Origin of the sequence: Nocardia sp. NPDC059691, from assembly GCF_042733915.1 — a bacterium.
GTDB classification, from domain to species: Bacteria; Actinomycetota; Actinomycetes; order Mycobacteriales; family Mycobacteriaceae; genus Nocardia; species Nocardia sichangensis.
This window is the reverse complement of record NZ_JBHWFB010000001.1, coordinates 424,320-441,344: the sequence shown is the minus strand read 5'-3', so window position 1 is coordinate 441,344 and position 17,025 is coordinate 424,320. Positions and strand designations below refer to the sequence as shown.

Annotated in this window: 15 protein-coding genes; 8 read left to right on the top strand and 7 right to left on the bottom strand. The window is 68.4% G+C overall.

Going from position 1 to position 17,025, the window contains the following annotated elements; genetic code table 11:
- Window positions 1-99: 99 nt before the first annotated feature.
- On the top strand, window positions 100-1,071 hold the full coding sequence (locus ACFV2O_RS02110; protein WP_355071100.1) for an MBL fold metallo-hydrolase: 972 nt from the start codon (window positions 100-102) through the stop codon (window positions 1,069-1,071).
- A 6-nt stretch (window positions 1,072-1,077) separates the two neighbouring features.
- Here the strand turns inward: ACFV2O_RS02110 and ACFV2O_RS02105 are convergent, their stop codons facing one another.
- Entirely contained in the window at window positions 1,078-2,055 is a 978-nt protein-coding gene (locus ACFV2O_RS02105; protein WP_379249533.1) for an NAD(P)H-dependent flavin oxidoreductase, read from the bottom strand.
- A gap of 342 nt (window positions 2,056-2,397) precedes the next feature.
- On the opposite strand from ACFV2O_RS02105, the gene fadD5 reads away from it, so the two are divergent.
- On the top strand, window positions 2,398-3,969 hold the full coding sequence (gene fadD5, locus ACFV2O_RS02100; RefSeq protein ID WP_379249531.1) for a fatty-acid--CoA ligase FadD5: 1,572 nt from the start codon (window positions 2,398-2,400) through the stop codon (window positions 3,967-3,969).
- Window positions 3,970-4,037: 68 nt separating this feature from the next.
- Window positions 4,038-4,640: a cysteine hydrolase gene (locus ACFV2O_RS02095; RefSeq protein ID WP_379249529.1), complete on the top strand. Its 603-nt coding sequence runs from the start codon at window positions 4,038-4,040 to the stop codon at window positions 4,638-4,640.
- 145 nt (window positions 4,641-4,785) lie between these two features.
- Here the strand turns inward: ACFV2O_RS02095 and ACFV2O_RS02090 are convergent, their stop codons facing one another.
- Window positions 4,786-5,358, bottom strand: a complete 573-nt coding sequence (locus ACFV2O_RS02090; protein WP_379249527.1) for a TetR/AcrR family transcriptional regulator — start codon at window positions 5,356-5,358, stop codon at window positions 4,786-4,788.
- 98 nt (window positions 5,359-5,456) lie between these two features.
- On the opposite strand from ACFV2O_RS02090, the gene ACFV2O_RS02085 reads away from it, so the two are divergent.
- Window positions 5,457-6,155, top strand: a complete 699-nt coding sequence (locus ACFV2O_RS02085; RefSeq protein WP_379249525.1) for a class I SAM-dependent methyltransferase — start codon at window positions 5,457-5,459, stop codon at window positions 6,153-6,155.
- On the opposite strand, the gene ACFV2O_RS02080 is transcribed toward ACFV2O_RS02085, so the two are convergent.
- Window positions 6,152-8,524, bottom strand: coding sequence for a YbhN family protein (locus tag ACFV2O_RS02080; protein ID WP_379249523.1), 2,373 nt, complete (start codon window positions 8,522-8,524; stop codon window positions 6,152-6,154). The genes ACFV2O_RS02085 and ACFV2O_RS02080 overlap by 4 nt on opposite strands.
- Window positions 8,525-8,802: 278 nt before the next feature.
- Between ACFV2O_RS02080 and ACFV2O_RS02075 the strand changes: the two genes are divergently transcribed.
- Both ACFV2O_RS02075 and ACFV2O_RS02070 read left to right on the top strand, forming a co-directional pair.
- Window positions 8,803-9,702: a polysaccharide deacetylase family protein gene (locus ACFV2O_RS02075; protein WP_379249521.1), complete on the top strand. Its 900-nt coding sequence runs from the start codon at window positions 8,803-8,805 to the stop codon at window positions 9,700-9,702.
- A gap of 22 nt (window positions 9,703-9,724) precedes the next feature.
- On the top strand, window positions 9,725-10,594 hold the full coding sequence (locus tag ACFV2O_RS02070; protein WP_355071113.1) for an SDR family NAD(P)-dependent oxidoreductase: 870 nt from the start codon (window positions 9,725-9,727) through the stop codon (window positions 10,592-10,594).
- A 12-nt stretch (window positions 10,595-10,606) separates the two neighbouring features.
- Here the strand turns inward: ACFV2O_RS02070 and ACFV2O_RS02065 are convergent, their stop codons facing one another.
- Together ACFV2O_RS02065 and ACFV2O_RS02060 are read right to left on the bottom strand one after the other, a co-directional pair.
- Entirely contained in the window at window positions 10,607-11,371 is a 765-nt protein-coding gene (locus tag ACFV2O_RS02065; RefSeq protein WP_379249519.1) for an SDR family NAD(P)-dependent oxidoreductase, read from the bottom strand.
- Window positions 11,358-12,152, bottom strand: a complete 795-nt coding sequence (locus ACFV2O_RS02060; RefSeq protein ID WP_379249517.1) for a 2OG-Fe(II) oxygenase family protein — start codon at window positions 12,150-12,152, stop codon at window positions 11,358-11,360. Before ACFV2O_RS02060 ends, ACFV2O_RS02065 begins: the two co-directional genes overlap by 14 nt.
- Window positions 12,153-12,237: 85 nt before the next feature.
- On the opposite strand from ACFV2O_RS02060, the gene ACFV2O_RS02055 reads away from it, so the two are divergent.
- The gene (locus tag ACFV2O_RS02055; protein WP_379249515.1) at window positions 12,238-12,837 is read left to right on the top strand and encodes a GDSL-type esterase/lipase family protein; all 600 of its coding nucleotides are present in this window, start codon (window positions 12,238-12,240) and stop codon (window positions 12,835-12,837) included.
- Window positions 12,838-12,957: 120 nt separating this feature from the next.
- Here the strand turns inward: ACFV2O_RS02055 and ACFV2O_RS02050 are convergent, their stop codons facing one another.
- Window positions 12,958-14,448: an ABC1 kinase family protein gene (locus ACFV2O_RS02050; RefSeq protein WP_379249513.1), complete on the bottom strand. Its 1,491-nt coding sequence runs from the start codon at window positions 14,446-14,448 to the stop codon at window positions 12,958-12,960.
- Window positions 14,449-14,553: 105 nt separating this feature from the next.
- On the opposite strand from ACFV2O_RS02050, the gene ACFV2O_RS02045 reads away from it, so the two are divergent.
- Window positions 14,554-15,330, top strand: a complete 777-nt coding sequence (locus tag ACFV2O_RS02045) for a GntR family transcriptional regulator (RefSeq protein ID WP_379249511.1) — start codon at window positions 14,554-14,556, stop codon at window positions 15,328-15,330.
- A gap of 393 nt (window positions 15,331-15,723) precedes the next feature.
- Here the strand turns inward: ACFV2O_RS02045 and ACFV2O_RS02040 are convergent, their stop codons facing one another.
- Window positions 15,724-16,848: a nitronate monooxygenase family protein gene (locus ACFV2O_RS02040; RefSeq protein WP_364424840.1), complete on the bottom strand. Its 1,125-nt coding sequence runs from the start codon at window positions 16,846-16,848 to the stop codon at window positions 15,724-15,726.
- Window positions 16,849-17,025 lie beyond the last annotated feature (177 nt).

The following is a 17,025-nucleotide window of genomic DNA, read 5'->3' as shown; positions in this document are numbered from 1 at the left end:
CCCCCGCGATTATGCCGCAGAAACCGCCCGGAGCAACGTCGCATATCCGCTGCCTGCCCGGCTCTTTCGCGAACCGGCGTGATCACATACCGTGGCACCGTGACCGAACCGGACAGCGGTGCCGCCACCCGTGCCGAGCGCACGCCGACTCTGCCCACCCTGCTGCGCTGCTGCGCCGCGCTGGCGGCCACGCCGGGCCGGTTGTTGCGGCCGCGCCGCCCCGACACCGCCCTCCTGGCGAACCTCGAAGCGCTGCCGCCGCCCGCCGCGAGCGCAACGGTCCGGCTGACCGTGCTCACCCAGGCCACCATGTCGGCGCCGACCACGATCGTGGCAGAGGGCGTGCGCAGCCTGCGGGAGATGCGGCTGTCGATGGCGGCGTTCCTGGTCGAGCATCCGAAGGCGCGGTTCCTGGTCGACCCGGCCCTCTGTGCGGGCGTGCACGAGCGCGTGCTGCCCGAACTGCCGTTCCCGGTGCCGCTGCTCGTCGCACCGGACAAGCCGGTGCTCGGGCTGTCCGACGCGCTCGCCGCGCACGATGTCGCGGGCGAGGACATCGATTTCGTGGTGCCGACCCATCTGCACTGGGATCACGTCTCCGGCCTGCTGGAGCTGCCCGCCTCGGTCGAGATCCGATTGCCCGGAGTCGAGTACGACTGGGCGATGGGCGGCCCGCACGCACCGGCCGGTGTTGCGCGCGGACCGCTGCGTGGGCGCAGTTTCGACCGCTTCGAACTGGACGGACCGCCCGTGCTGACCTTCCCGCGCAGCAAGGACCTGTTCGGCGACGGCTCCGTGCTGCTGGTCGATCTCGCGGGCCACACGCCGGGCAGCATCGGCGTATTGCTCGCGGTGGACGACGGCAGCCGCGTGCTGTTCGCCGGCGACGCCGTCTGGAGCAAGTTGCAGGTCGATCTGCTGCGGGAGAAGGCGCCCATGCCGGGCAAGCTGTTCGACGCCGACCGGGACGCCGCCTTCACCACGATCCATCGCCTGCACGCGCTGCCCGACGGCATCGAACTCGTCGCGAGCCACGACTACGCGGCCGTCACCGCCCGCGCGGCCAAGTAGACGCGGTCAGCCGACCACCACGGTTTCGGCCAGACGCGCCGTGATCAGCTCCTCGGCCTCGTTGACCATCCGGCCGATCAGCTCGGCGCAGGTCGGGATGTCGTGGATCAGGCCCTGGCACAGGCCGACCGACCAGATGCCCGCGTCCAGGTCGCCCTCCTCGAACACCCGGCGGCCGCGCGCTCCCGCCACCAGGTCCCGCACGTCGTCGAAGGTGCCGCCGGACTTCTCGATCTCGACGACCTTGCGGCTGATCTCGTTGTCCGCCACCCGCGCCGTGTTGCGCATGGTGCGGAAGATGAGCTGGGTGTCGCGCTCGGAGTTCGCGACGATCTTCTCCTTGACCTTCTGATCGATCGAGGACTCCTGCGTGCACAGGAACCGGGTGCCCATGTTGACGCCGTCCGCGCCGAGGGCGAGCGCGGCGACCAGGCCGCGGGCGTCGGCGATGCCGCCGGAGGCGATCATCGGGATGCTCAGCTCCCGTGCGGCGGCCGGGATGAGCACCAGGCCGGGGACGTCGTCCTCACCGGGGTGGCCCGCGCATTCGAAGCCATCGATGCTCACGCCGTCCACGCCGATCCGCTCGGCCTTCAGCGCGTGCCGCACGCTGGTGCACTTGTGCAGCACCTTGATGCCCGCGTCCTTGTAGTACGGCAGGAACGGTTCGGGGTTGCTGCCTGCCGTTTCGACGATCCCGACGCCGCTGTCGATGATCGCCCGCACGTATTCCGCGTACGGCGGCGGATTGATCGACGGCAGGATGGTGACGTTCACGCCGAACGGCTTGTCGGTGAGTTCCCTGGTGCGCTCGATCTCGCGGCGCAGGTCGTCCGGGGTCGGCTGGGTCAGCGCCGTGATGAAGCCGAGCCCGCCCGCGTTGGCGACGGCCGCGACGAGTTCGGCCCGCCCGACCCACATCATGCCGCCCTGCACGATCGGGTGTTCCACCCCGAACTTCTCGGTGAACCTGGTCCGCAGCATTGCGCTTCTCCTATGTCTCGCGCGGGCGTGCCGGTTCGCCCGTTCGGGTCGATGGTGACACGAGAATCGGCCCGTCTTCAACTCACAAGTGAGCCGTGGTTCGCATATCTGAGGATCTTCATCGCTGCCGTTTCCGCTTCGCCACCGTTCGGTGGTAGGTCAAATGGCCTGCTAGAAGAGTTCAACCCGAACCGGGCCCCAGTTCCGGGCTGATTAACCCGGATTCATTCCGCAATCTCTTGTGGGGCGTTTAAGTTAGTTGCTATTCTGCACGCGATTCAGCCCGTCGCCGCCGTCGGACAACCCGGCGGGCCGATGACGGTCCGAGAGGAGTTCGTGGCAATGACCACCGGGGCAGCAGCGCTCGACGAGCCGATCAGGTCGCGGCGTAATCACTGGAACAACCAGATCGCCGTGCACGCGCAGATGCGCCCGGACGCGGTCGCGATCCGGTTCCGTGGCGTGGACACGACCTGGCGGCAGTTGCACGAGCGGTCGCTGAAGTTCGCCGACGGACTGGCGCGCCGGGGCATCGGGTTCGGCGACCGGGTGCTGATCCTGGCGCTGAATTACCCGGAATACCTCGAGGCCGTGTTCGGCATCAACGCGCTGGGCGCGATCGCGGTCCCGGTCAACTTCCGGCTCACGCCGCCGGAGGTCGCCTATATCGTCGGCGACAGCGGGGCCGAGGCGGTCGTCACCGATACCGTGCTGCTGCCGCTGGCCGCCGCCGTGCGAGCGCAGGCGCCCGCCCTGGAGACCCTCGTGGTGATCGGCGGCGCGTCCGAGGACGGCGTGATCGGCTACGACGACCTGATCGCCGAATCGGGTGAGCCGCACACCCCGCTGGACATCCCCGAGGACACCCCCAGCCTCATCATGTACACCTCGGGCACCACCGGCAGCCCGAAGGGCGCGGTACTGACCCACGCGAATATGAACGCGCAGGCGCTGACCTGCATCCGAGCGCTGGCGCTGGAACCGGACTCGATCGGGCTGTGCACCTCGCCGCTGTTCCACATCGCCGGTCTCGGTAGCCTCGCGCCCGCCTTCCTGCTGGGCTCGAAGACGGTGCTGCATCCGCTCGGCGCCTTCGACGCCGGTGAGTTCCTGGACGCGCTGGAGCGCGAGCAGGCCACCTCCGCGTTCTGCGTGCCCGCGCAGTGGCAGCTGGTCTGCGACCATCCGACGGTGAAGGATCGCAAGCTCGCGCTCGAGGTGCTCAGCTGGGGCGCCGCGCCCGCCTCCGACACCGTGCTGCGCGCGATGGCCGAGTGCTTCCCGAACTCGTTCAACGTCGCGGTGTTCGGCCAGACGGAGATGTCGCCGATCACCTGCGTGCTGGAGGGCAAGGACGCCATCCGCAAGCTCGGCTCGGTCGGCAAGGTGATCCCCACCATCCAGGCGCGCATCGTCGACGACGAGATGAACGACGTCGCGCCCGGCGAAGTGGGCGAGATCGTCTATCGCGGTCCCACGCTCATGCAGGGCTACTGGAACAAGCCGGAAGCCACCGCCGAGGCCTTCGCGGGCGGCTGGTTCCACTCCGGCGACCTGGTCCGCCAGGACGAAGAGGGCTTCGTCTACGTGGTGGACCGCAAGAAGGACATGATCATCTCCGGCGGCGAGAACATCTACTGCGCCGAGGTGGAGAACGTCCTGTTCGCGCACCCGAAGATCCGGGAGGCCGCGGTGGTGGGCCGCACGCACGAGAAGTGGGGTGAGGTGCCGGTCGCGGTGGTCGCCCTGCACAACCCGGACGACGAGCTGACCTTGGCCGAGTTGGAGCCGTTCCTCAACGAGAACCTCGCGCGCTACAAGCACCCCAAGGAGCTGGTGCTGCTTGCCGAGCTCCCGCGCAATGCGAGCGGCAAGGTGGTCAAAGTCCAGTTGCGCAAGGACTATTCGTCCTGAGCGTGCGGTGCGTTCGGTTTCACGTGAATCGGACGATGCACGCGGGCGCGGATGCGTAAGGTCGTCACATGGCGATCCGACGCATTCGCGCCGCCGTGCTGGCGCTGCACTGGCAGGTGAATGTCATTCGGCCGGAGGGGTTCTTCGGTCCCATGCTGGCCGCGCCGGTGGCGGCTTCTGGCGTCGTGGCGCGGGCGACGGACTTCCACGCCGCGGCGCTCGCGGCGCGGCTGCCGGTGGTCTTCACCCGGTTCACCATTCCGATCGGCGAAGGCGAACTGGTGCGCAACACCGGATTCATGCGCTCGGTCGGCGCGGCGCAGACCGAGTTCCGGCCGGAATCACCGGGCGCCGCGATCATTTCGGAGATGGCGGCGCAGCCGACGGAAGTCTTCGACAACCAGAAACTTTCCGGCCTGGCGGGCAGCAAACTGCCGGAATGGTTGGCCGATCAAGGGATCGAGACGCTCTTCGTCACTGGCGTCGCCACCAACCTGACCGTCGAGCAGACCACACGGCACGGCACCGATCTCGGCTTCACCGTGCACCCGGTAGCCGACTGCGTGGCCGCCGCCACCCCGGAAGCGCACGAAGCCGCGCTGGCCAACCTCGAACTCGTCACGGCGGGCAGCGTGCGCGCCGCGGACGCGCTGGAACTGATCAGCGGCTGAGCATCGCTCTCCTCGCGGAGGAAATGGCTTCTCGGCCCACACGGAAATCGACCACATCGGAACCCCCGCACGAAGATCGGATAGCTCGGCTCTCGAGGAGCGGCCGATGGCGCACACCGACAAGCTGGTCGGCGGGGAAGGCCGGTCACCCACTCCGTCCGGCCAACCCTGGACCGATGAGGCGGACCACCTGCTGGTACGCCTCCTCGGCCGAGAGCGGTGGGTGTCCTTCCGCGATCGCGCCGAGCAGGCCGACCACACCCCAGGACAGGAACGTCACGGTGGTCGCGAACTCGTCTTCCGGCATCGTCAGCCGGTCGCGCAGCCGCTCGGCGAGGATCTGCGCGACCATCACCCGCGTGGTGCGCAGTAGCACGGTGCCGCTCTTGCGGCCGAGCAGCGCCCGGTAGATCTCCGGGTGACCGGCGGCCAGCTCGAACAGCGTGCGCACCGGCGCGAGCGGTTCGGGAGCGTCCGCGTCGGTCTCCGCCGCGGTCATGGACGCGCGCAGGTAGTCGGTGCTGCTGCGCAGCAGCAGATCGTCTTTGTCCCGGTAGTGGGTGTAGAACGTCGACCGCCCGACGTCCGCGCGCTCGAGGATGTCGCGGACGGTGATCCGGTCGTAGGCGCCTTCGACCATGAGTTCGATCAGCGCCCGGTGCAGCGAGGCCCTGGTGCGCCGGACCCGGCGATCGGCGCTGTCCTGTTCTTCCGGCACGGTGCCTCCCGGACAAATGTCTCGTACGCGTCCGGTTACGGACGGTTTCCGTGGCATTGATCCTGTTCGGCACCGCCATATCGGCAGATCCTGAACTCATGTCCGGAAACGAACACCAGTCTGCCACCGATAGCCGCCCCGACGTCGGAGTGCTGCTCACCCAACCGCGCCGCTACCGTGCCCTCAAAGCCGCGCTTCTACTCGGCCGGGCGAACCGCCTCAACGCCCGGCTCACCGAGTTGGCTCGTCCCGCCGTCGGCGCCGAGGTCGTCGATGTCGGTTGCGGTCCGGGCGACCTCGCTCGCGTGCTCGCTCGCCGCGTCGGCCGGGTCACCGGCGTCGATCCGTCGCCGCAGATGATCGACTACGCGACCGCGCGCTCACACGGCCTGGCCAATTGCCGGTTCGAAGTCGGGACGGCACAGGATCTTCCGCTGCCCGACGCGTCCGCCGATCTCGTGACCTCGACCTTCGCGATGCATCACATCCCCGCGTCGCACCGTGCCGACGCCATCGCGCAGATGTTCCGGGTATTGCGCCCGGGCGGTCGGCTGCTGCTCGCCGACACGCTGCCGACCGATCCGTTGCTCTCCACCGTGGTGCGCGTCATGGCGAGATTCGCGGCGCACCGCACCCACGATGCCGATCACGACCACGGTGATCCACTGGCGGGCATCGATATCCGCCGGTATCGAGACGACTTGCGCGCGAACGGTTTCGAAAGTGTCGAATTCGTCGTCGTTCGCCCCGCGACCGCCGTGCTGCTGGCGAACAAACCAGGCGAGACCGCCGCTTAGATCAGGTCCTTCTTCGCCAGCCAGCGCATCGCGCCCCAGCCGCAGAACACCGGAAGCCAGCAGGTGAGCACCCGGTAGAGCAGCACCGAGGGCACCGCGATGTTCGCGGGCAGGCCGAAGGCGGCCAGACCACCGATCAGCGCCGCCTCGACCGCGCCGACACCGCCCGGGGTCGGCGCGGCCGCGGCCAGCGTGCCGCCGATCATGGTGACGATCGTGACGGTGATGAAGGTGGTGCCGCCGCCGAACGCCTGCACGCTGGCCCACAGCGCGCCCGCCATACCGACGGTGAGCGCCGCGCATCCGCCGATGATCACCGCGGAACGTTTGGGATCGCGGGCCAGGTCGGCGAGTTCGCCGATGACCTCCTGCAACTGCGGCCGCACCGCGTCGTTCAGCCAGCGGCGCAGTTTCGGCACGAACATGAACGCGCCGACGATCCCGACGCCCACGCCGGCGAGCAGATACAGCACCGTGGCGTGCGGGACGAAATGCGACAGGTCCGTCGAGGTGCCCGCCAGGATGCTGAACGCGAGCAGCAGGCCGACATGCGTGATCACCTGCACCGCCTGTTGCAGCGCGACCGCGGCGGTGGCGCGCACCGTGCCGATACCTGACTTCTGCAGAAATCGCACGCTCAACGCGAGTCCGCCGACGCCTGCGGGGGTGGTGGTCGCGGCGAAAGTATTGGCGACCTGCATGATGAGCAGATTCCGGATGTTCACCGCGCCGAACGCACAGGCCCACAGCGCCGCCGCCGCGCCGACGTAGGTCAGGGCGGAGACGAGCAGCCCGAGCAGCGCCCACCACCAGTTCGCCGTGCGCAGCTGGGTGAAGAAGGTCGGCACGGCGCTGATGAACGGGTAGGCGACGTACACCAGCCCGATCAGCAGGACCAACTGGATGATCTGGTTGCGGGAGAACCGGGTGATCTGCTCGGCTTCGATCCGGTCCTGACCGGTCTGTTTGCGCACCTCGTCGCGGGCGTCGGACAGCGCGGTCTTCCATTCCGGGACCGCTTTGCGGATGCCGGTCGGTATGGCCGACTTGGTCAACCGGCCCGCCGCGGCGAGTACCCGCGCCTCGCCCAGGGTTTCGATCGCCGCGCGCACGGCGGGCTCCTTGCCGAACGTCGCGGTGGTCGTCACCAGCAACTGGGCGATGTCGGATTGCAGTTGCGCGTCCGACGCTCCGTATTCGGCGTTGCCGAAGCCGCCGAACAGCGTGACGCCGTCGGCCACGCGGATGTCGACCGGCCGCAGGTCGCCGTGTGAGATCTGCTTCTGTTGCAGAGCGTCCAGCGCTCGCCACACTCCGGGCAGCACTTCGGCGGACTGTTCGGTGATCGCCGTGCCGCACGGCTGCGTGTGCGCGTACAACATCCAGCCACGCGACAGCGCGGCGACTGCGACGGGGGTGCCGCTGCCGAGCCCCAGGTCGGCGACGGCGATCGCCATGAGCGCGCGATGCTCGACCGCACGGTGCATGGAACCGTGGATGGCCGCGGTTTCGCTGGAGCGGAAGGTCAGCCAGCGCCACAGCTGGCGCAGCGCGCCGAAACTGCGCTGGTTCTTGCCGAACATCTCGACGAGCAGCTCGCGTTCCGGCCCTTCGATGGCGGCGGCGAGCACCAACGGACCGCGGCCCGCCGGATGCACCACGGTGAACCCGGTGACCGTGTGGCCGCGTTTGGCGAGCACCCGCACGGCCGCGTCGAGCGGGACCTCCAGCGCGGGCGTGCCCACCACGAGCACGATCACCGCGCCGACCAGCCAGCCGACCGCGAGCCCGAACATCGCCCGGGCGGGCACCACGGTGCTGACCACGAGGTGGATCGGCGCGAACGCCAGCAGCAGGAACCACAACCAGCGCCGCGGGCGGGTGGGCAGCCACGGACTGGCGACGGTGAGCATGGCGGCGATCATCGCGATCCAGCGCGGATCGTCGAGGAACTGGGACAGGAAGGTGTCCAACCGGTCCGGCACCTGCAGATGCCATTTCGGCGCGGAGAGGCCGGTGCCGGTGATGGACAACAGCAATCCCGCTACCGCCCCGGCAGCGGCGTAGCCGGCGAGCAGCTTCCACTGCCTGCCGATGATCAGCTCGATCAGGATCGCGAACGGCAGCGCGAGAATCGCCATGCCGTAGACCAGGTACACCAGGTTCGACTGGTCCGGGTTGAGGAAACCGACGATGGTGGAGACCGAGCGTTCCAGGGCCAGCCATTCCGGGCGGGTGATCAGTGAGGCCGCGATCACGACCGCCACCCACAGTGTTGCGAGGACGACCCGGATGATGTCGCTCGTGCGCCGGATCAGCGGCTGTAGCAGGCTCCCCGTGACCGGGATCTCCCGCCCGTCCACTCGCATGCTCGCCCGCCTCTCCGGGTATTCAGGCCGTACTGGTTGGAGCCGCGAGACCCGCGTTCAGGTCCTGCGTCGAGTGCCGCTCCCCTTTTCTGGGCGTACCCGGTGAGTTACCCATGTGCGTACGAAGTCTGTTGTTACGTTCGCTGCACGATACCGGCTGGTGTGGACGATCCGGCTCGCGGAACCCGCCGCTGTCTCCGCTCGGTTGTGCAGTGTGCCGGACATCACTCACGCTCGAGGTTGATCTTCACATCAGTGTCAAGTTTCAGCATGAGGGCATGGACAACGAACTCTTCGAGTACAGCCCGATCATCGATCGTCCGCCGTTGCGGTGGCCCGGCGGCGCCAGGGTCGCGTTCTATGTCGGGCTCAATGTCGAGCACTATCGGGTGGACCGGCCGTCCACGAGCATCTTTCCCGGTACCGCCGGGCTCGCGCCGGATCCGCTGAACTACGGCTGGCGTGATTACGGACCGCGGGTGGGCATCTGGCGGGTGATCGAGGTGCTCGACCGGCACGGTATCCGGGCCAGCGCGTTGCTCAATTCCGATGTCGCCGAGCGGTATCCGCAGATCATCGCGGCGGGTGTACGGCGGGACTGGGCGTGGCTCGCGCACGGGAAGAACAACTCGATCTTCCAGCCGGACGTTCCGGCGGAGGAGGAGGGCGCCTACCTCGCCGATGTGGTCGCGACCATCGAGCGCGCGACCGGACGGAGGCCGCGCGGCTGGATGGGGCCCGCGCTCACCGAGTCCTTCCGCACCCCGTCGCTGCTGGCCGAACTCGGCCTCGGCTACGTCCTCGACTGGACCAACGACGACCAGCCCTATCCCCTGTCGGTACCCGGCGTGCTCAGTGTCCCTTACTCGGTGGAACTCAACGACAACACACTGTTCCTCGGCAAAGCCACCAGCGGACCGGATTTCGTGCGCATGGTCCGCGATCAGTTCGACCAGCTCTACGCCGAGTCGGCCGACAGCGGGCGGGTCATGGCGCTGGCCCTGCACCCCTTCGTGATCGGGCAGGCTTTCCGGATCAAATACCTGGACGAAGCACTCGCATACGTGTCGGGCCACCCGGGAGTGTGGCTGACCACCAGCGACGAGATCGCCGCCCACTACTCCAGCGCGTCGGTGCTTGCCGAACCCGCGCGAGCCGATGACGATCGGGTCAGGTAAACCCGATGTGCGAGAGGCAGCGATGGCAGCGCAGGAACAGACACAGGACCAGGACCTCACCGGAAAGACGGTGGTGGTGACCGGCGCGAGCTCGGGCATCGGCGCCGCAGCGGCGCAGCGGCTCGCGGCTCGCGGCGCCACCGTCGCCGTCGTCGGCCGATCACCGGAGCGCACCGCCGAGGTGGCGGCGAAGGCGGGCGCGCAGCCGTTCGTCGCCGATTTCGCCCGGCTCGACGACGTGCGCAAGCTGGCCGACCAACTGCTCGACCGGTACCCGACGATCGACGTGCTGGCCAACAACGCGGGCGGCGCGTGGCCCAAGCGGACGGTCACCGACGACGGCAACGAACTCACCTTCCAGGTCAATCACCTGTCCCCGTTCCTGCTGACCAACCTGCTGCTGGAGCGTTTGACCCGTTCGCGGGCCCGGGTGGTGAACACCGCGAGCACGACCTACCGGATGGCGAAGCTGGACTTGGACACGGCCAACGCGCCGACCGGCTCGTTCAACCAGCTCGGCGCGTACGGCGCGTCCAAACTGGCGAACATCTTGTTCACCAGGGAACTGGCCCGCCGCACCGAGGGCACCGGCATCACCACCGCGGCCTTCCACCCCGGTGTGGTCGCGACCCATGTCTACGACAACGCGCCGCTCGGCTTCGGCTGGTTCGTCCGGTCTCCGCTGGCGCGCCCGTTCTTCATCCAGCCGGACAAGGGCGCCGAGCCGCTGGTGCATTTGGCCACGACCGCCGACGGTGCGGCGATCAACGGCCAGTACTTCCATCGTTTCCGACTGGAGCCGCCGCGCAACAAGCAGGCGGTCGACGCCGATCTCGCGGGACGGCTCTGGACGTTGTCCGAGCGGGCCACCGGGCTCACGTCGACCGAATAGATAGTCAGGCGGTCACGGTTCTGCGAGCCGGAGCGAGGAGCCCGCTGCCCGCTCCGGCTCGACACCGACCCCGTACACCCCACCGGACACCGCGCTCGCATCCAGCTCGACGATCGCCCGCGCGACCTGCTCGGTGGGGACCAGGGCCGGAAAAGTGGTCGGGGCGATCGCGTTCGCGCGCACGCCGAACTCGGCGAACTCGGCGGCGATATTGCGGGTCAGCTGGTTGAGCGCGGCTTTCGACGCGGAGTACAGCGTCTGTGCCGGGTAGACCTCCGAGCCGGAGATGCTCGAGACATTGACGATGTTGCGGTTGCGCGCGCGATTCTCGGGGCCCGCGTGCAACCAGCATCGTTGTGCCAGCCGCGCCGAAAGACGCAGGGGTACGGCTACGTTCAGCGCGAAGTGCGGCTCGAAGTCGTCCAGCGCCGCGTCGCCGTCGACGATGCCGCCCGGATGCAGCCGGACGTGCGCCGCGTTGTTCACCAGCAGGTCGACTCCGCCGAACCGGGCCAGCGCCAGATCGACCACCCGTTCCACTTCACCCGGCTCGGTCAGATCCGACCGCACCACGAACACACGGGAATCGTTCTCGGGCACGGTCGCGTCCGGCGCCAGCGGATCGATGTACCACTCCAGCTGCGACGGCACCGCGGGTGTGCGCGTGCGGCACACGGCGACGATGTCGTAGTCGCGGTAGTAGGCCTGGCAGAACGCGTCGCCCAGTGTGCCGCTCGCACCGGTGAGCAGGCAGACGCGGCGTTCACCAGTGGACAATCTTGTCTCCTCCCCAGCGCCGTTCGGCGTCCGCCTTGGTGCGGTGCACCCACATCACCACGCTGTTGCGGTCGTTGACGTTGTTGCCCGCGAACGTGTGCCAGGTGCGCGGGGTGACCTCGAACAGCAGCAGCGAATTGTCCAGCGGCGGGACGAGGGACACCGACGGCAGCGCGGCTCCCTGGGCGACGTGGTCGTACAGCGCGGTCTCGCCGCCGTCGCCCGGCTGCCATCCTGGATTGCCCAGATAGAACAGCACCGCGACGCCGCGCACGGTCTCGCGCGCGACGACACCGGGCGGGCGTGCCCCGGTCTTGGTGTGCACGGTGGCGTCGGGCAGGCGTACTTCGCCGGGACCGGGCGGCGGGCCGGGGAACCAGGCCGGGTTGAGATCGTTGTGCGGCCAGCCGAACGGGCTGCCCGGCCCGTGGTGGTGCACCGATCCTTCGACGTCGCCGGTCGGTTCGACACCCCCGAGCCGGGCGACCAGGTCGTGCCACTCGCGTGAGGTGAACACCGCGAGCGGGCCGTCGCGTAGGTCCCCCAGCCGAATTCCGTCGGCGCTGTAGCCGTCGGCGACCGGGGCGACCAGGTCGGGGCGCTCGCCGCGAACCCGCTCCAGTTGCTCGGTCAACCGCTGATAGAACTCGGGAACGAAGACATCGCGGGCGTACACGTGCGGAAAGGGCCTGCTGCGGCGGATCCAGCGCCGGTGGGCGAACAACTCTGCGAACCACTGCGGAACCGGCGGTGTCGCGAGCTCCGGCTCGGTTGTCACCATTACTCCCTCCCGGTCGAACCTCCGTGATCATATTGCCCGTACCCGGAACACGCGGACCGGTCTCGGCCCTGCGAGGATCACGCGGGTGAGCCGGGATCTGCGTGTGTGTTTCGTCGGGGATTCGTTCGTCGCCGGTGTCGGCGACCCGGATTTTCGGGGGTGGGTGGGCAGGCTCGCGTCCGCGGCACATGCGGAAGGGATTCCGCTGACGGCCTACAACCTCGGGGTGCGCAGACAGACCTCGGCCGAGATCGTGCGGCGCTTCCGCGCCGAATGCGCGCCCCGCCTGCCGGACGGCGTAGACGCGCGGGTCGTGCTCTCCTTCGGCGTGAACGACGCCATGCACGAGAACGGCGGTTCGCGGGTCGCGCCCGAGGAGTCGGCGGCCAACCTCGGCGAGTTGCTCGCGCAGGCGGGCGAGCGAGGGTGGCAGGTGCTGATGGTCGCTCCGCCGCCGATCGCCGACGACGAGCACAATGCCCGCACCGCCGCGCTGGACGAGCGATTCGCGCGGGTCTGCGCCGCGGCGGAGGTGCCGTACGTGCGCGTGCACCAGCTACTGCGCGACAGCGCGGTGTGGGCCGCCGACGTGCGCGCGGGTGACGGGGCGCACCCAGGGGCCGCGGGTTACGAGGAGATCGCCGCGCTCATCGCTCCGCAGTGGCGCGCGTGGCTGTCGCGGTGACACGTCGATTACGGAGCGAATAGTCCTAATCTGTCTCAGACAGAACGGGCTACTATTTCGAATTCGGCGTCACCGACCCGGCGTTGCACCGAAATCCAGTGCGCCCCATAGTGACCGGAATTACCCGATCGACATTCCCCGCTTGGCCGCCTCTGCCCGCCGTCTCCGCGCGGGCTCCAGATCCAGCGTCGGCGAACCGGCCTTCGGCCCCTCGTCCGAGACGAACGCTTCGCTCAATTCCGGTACCCAACGGACGATCTCGTCGCGATAAGGACCTTCGGTCTCCAGCTGACCGAGCACGCCCACGAGCGTGAGGAACGAGCGGGCGAACGGCGTGAAGTAGGCGGGCATGGTCAGCTGCCGGACCACATTGGTCAATCGAGGATTGGTGGTGCGCACCACTTGTCGCCGCAACCAGCGGGTGGTCAGCCGGTAGGTCTCGTGCCGGAAGGGTTCACCGCAAGGAGTGATGGCGGCGTAGAGCGCGTCGCTGTCGAGAGCGAGTCCGTTCGCCACGAAGCCGTGTCGGCGCGTGGCGTCCGCCAGATCTCCTGGCCCGCCTCGGAATATCGCTTTACAGCAGTCGAGCGTCAGTTCGCCGAAACCCGCAGGAGGCCACGGGCTGCACGCGCCGAAGTCCATGACGCCGAGCCGGCCGTCCGGCAGCACGCGGAAGTTGCCCGGATGCGGATCGGCGTACAGCAGGCCGTGGCGAGCCCAGCCGGAGGTCACGAAGCGGACCATGAGCATGCCCACCCGGTCACGCTCGGCCTGCGTGCCCGCGGCGAGGACGCGCGGTACGGGTGTGCCATCGATCCATTCGCTGATCAGCACGTCACCATGCTGCGCAACCACATTCGGCACATAGAAGTCGGGATCATCCGCGTAGGCCGCGGCGAAGGCGCGCTGATGCTCGGCTTCCGCCGCATAGTCGAGTTCCCCGGCGACCGACGCGCAGATCGCTTCGGTCACCGCCTTCACGTCCGCGCCCGGAAGGAAAACGGTGGCGAGATAGGAGATCCGGCGCAGGTGGTCCAAATCGCGGGCCACCGCCTGCCTGCCGCCGGGATACATCACCTTGACCGCGACCGGTCTGCCGTCGTGCCAGATCGCGCGGTGCACCTGCCCTAGCGAGGCCGCGGCGGCGCGTCGATCATCGAATTCGCGGAAGTGCGAATCCCATTCCGTCCCCATGCTTTCGGCTATGGCAGCGCGGACGGTGTGCGGCAGCATCGCGGGCGCGGCGTCCTGCAACCTGCTGAGCGCGATCCGGTACGGCTCGGCCACCTCCCGCGGCAGCGCCAACTCGTAGATGGCCAGCAGTTGCCCCAGCTTCGCGGCGCAGCCTTTCAGCTCGCCGAGCACCTCGAAGATGTGCTGCGCGGTGCGGAGCTGAATGTCCCGATTGACTTCTTCGGCCGATCTGCCGAGCGCCCGCTTGCCGATGCCCGCGGCCTGCCGTCCCGCGAAGGCCATCGGCAGCGCGGCCAGTTTCGCGCCGCGAACAGCGCGGTGAACAGGCGGTTTATCGTGGGAACGCGACGCGAACAGCCGGGATCGTTTGCCCGCGGCCCCCGGCTCGGGGCGCTCTCCGATGGGCCGGATGGTCATGACTCACCTCACAGTCGCGGGCACAAGTGTGACACAGGTGCAGTACCCGACAGTAGGGCTTAGACTGTCTGGGACGTGTTCGAAAGTAGTCGAAAGGTGACTTCGATGGGATCCCAGACGGTGGTCGCCGACGTTGCCGACGAGCTGGCGCGCCGGGTTGCCGCGGGGGAATATCAGCCGGGGGATCTCATGCCGTCGGTGCGTCAGGTCGCCGAGGAATTCGATATGAACCGCGCGACCGCGCAGCTGACGCTGGGCAGGCTGGAGTCGTACGGTTTCGTCGAAGCCCGGCGCGGCAAGGGATTCACGATCCGTGACGTCCGAGAGGCGGGCGGGGTGGACGTGTACCGCCAGCTGTTCCGCTTCTCGATTCCCATGCCGGACATCGCGATGGAGATGTTCCGCGACATCGTGGACGTCGAGCGCAATCTCGTGCTCGAGACGCTGCTCGCCTACACCGGTGGCGAACAGCGGATCGATTCGGCCGAATTGAAATCCACCATCGACGAGCTCGAATCGCTGGCGCGTCAGCAGGTTCCGGATCTGCGGCAGATGCTGGCGCTCGAGGTCGCGCTGGTGCGCAGACTGCTGACCACGCTCGGGCTCCCCATGCAGCGGGCGATCTTGAACTCGATCGGCGAGACGGTGCTCGAGGTGCCGGAGGCGGTCGAAGCGTATTTCGCGGGCGCGCCGGATCTGCACGTTCTGGTCTGGCGGGCGCTGGCCGCGGTGTGGGATTCCGGCTCGGGGCCGAGCGAGGCTCAGCTGGCGCTGTTCGAGGATCTGTTCGGCATGTACCACGAGAAGGTGATCGCGCGCTTCGGGGAATTGGTGGTAGGCGTCGAGGAAAGCGCCGGCGTGAACCAGGCCGCCACCGCCTAGTCGTTTCGTACGCTGCACAGTGCGTCTGGGACGATTTGTGCCGACCATCCGCTCGTTGTGCCGAAGTCGGCTGGGCCACCGCGTTCCCTGAGGGAATCTGTCCCAGACGCTAATGGGTCGAATGGGATGAATCGGCCGCCGGCTCGCGTGGGTGTTCGGGCAGCTGTGCACCGCGACGGCCGCGACGAAATCGTCTCCGGCACAGGGTCTCAGCGGCGCGACCGAGTGCTTCTGGGCAGCGGGGTCGAGTTCGGCCCGAAGCCGTGAACCGGGGATCGCACCGGCGTAGGGGTGGCCGCCGCTACGCCGGTGCGATCGTCCCGGACTTTCGACCGGACAGATGCCGCGCGGCCATACCGCACGGCATTGCCGTCCCGGAATCGACGCCCGGACTCAGGCCCCGCCGTTGAGCTTGTTGAGGCGCTCGCACGCCTCGACGTACTCCTGGATCAGGCGGTTGACCACATCCGCGGAACGCTCCACCCGATTCATCATGCCGACGATCTGGCCGACCGGATTGAAGTTGACGTCCTTGGCGGCCTCCGGATAACGGTGCCCGCGCTTCACGCCTTCCAACGCGACCATCATCTGCAGCGGCATCGGCAGCGGGTCAGGGGTATCGGCCCGCTCCCACGCCTCGGTCCAGTCGTTGCGCAGCATGCGGGCGGGCTTGCCGGTCCATGCGCGCGAACGCACGGTGTCGTGGCTGGTCGCGTCGATGTAGGTCTGCATCTGGGCGGGCGGCACGTTGGCTTCCTCGACGGTGAGCCACACCGAGCCGGTCCACGCGCCCGCCGCGCCCATCGCCATCGCGGCGGCCACCTGGCGGCCGTTGCCGATGCCGCCCGCGGCCAGCACGGGCAGATCGCCGACGGCATCGATGACCTGCGGCCACAGCACCATCGAGGAGACCTCGCCGCAGTGGCCGCCGCCCTCGGTGCCCTGGCAGACCACGAAGTCGAGGCCGGCACGCTTGTGGTTGAGCGCGTGCTTGACCGAACCGCACAGCGCGCCGATCAACCGGCCGGAATCCTGCACCTGCTTGATCACGTCCTCGGGCGGGGTGCCGAGGGCGTTGGCGACCAGCTTCGCCTTCGGGTGCCGCAGAATCACCTCCACCTGCGGGCCCGCTGTGGTGGCGGTCCAGCCGAGCAGTTGGTTGTGGTGCTCGCCTTCGGGCAGCTTGGGCACGCCGTGGTCGGCGAGGATCTTCTCGGCGAAGTCGCGGTGACCCTGCGGGACCAGTTCTGCCAGCTTGGCTTCGAGTTCCTCCGGGCTCAGTCCATCGATGCCCTTGCCCTCGTACTTGGAGGGAATCACCAGATCGACGCCGTATACGCCCTGTACGTGCTCATCCAGCCAAGCCAACTCGACCTCGAGCTGCTCGGCGGTGAAGCCGACGGCGCCGAGCACGCCGAGTCCGCCCGCGTTGCTGACCGCGGCCGCCACGTCGCGGCAGTGAGTGAAGGCGAAGATAGGGAATTCGATCCCGAGCCGTTCGCAGATTTCGGTACGCATGGCGTGCTGGTCTCCCTAACTGCTCCGCCGCGAACGGCGCGGCGCAGATGTACTAGAACGAGTTGCATAAGTGGCGTTCGGTTCGGCCTGGTCGCCGCACGTCGAGTCCACCGCGAGCCGCTGATATCGCCATGAAGCGGCTGCGGCATCCTCGACTGGCCTTCGCACCATGTCTCG